Here is a 208-nt window from a genome sequence, read left to right as displayed (position 1 = left end):
GATCAAACTCTCCGTAAAAAATTACAACCAACACCCGAAGATGTCAGCGAGTTGATTCTGACTGTTGACTGTCTACTGACAATCTTCAATCCAAAAGGAATTGTCTCCGAACCCACCAGCAAGCTGATGAGTCACGGGGTCAATAAATTGGCATTGACAATGTGCACGCTGTTGAGTTCTCAAGGACCAGACGCACTCCCCACTCGAC

The 208-nt window shown here is 46.6% G+C and carries 1 protein-coding gene; it reads left to right on the top strand.

Annotated elements, in window-relative coordinates:
- Nucleotides 1-208 (top strand): hypothetical protein (locus BIV01_RS20115; protein ID WP_217642560.1); only part of this gene is annotated, 208 nt, incomplete at both ends.

Origin of the sequence: Curtobacterium sp. MCBA15_013, from assembly GCF_001865095.1 — a bacterium.
Lineage (GTDB): Bacteria > Actinomycetota > Actinomycetes > Actinomycetales > Microbacteriaceae > Curtobacterium.
The sequence above is the reverse complement of the archived record's forward strand: the minus strand, read 5'-3'. Positions and strand labels throughout refer to the sequence as shown.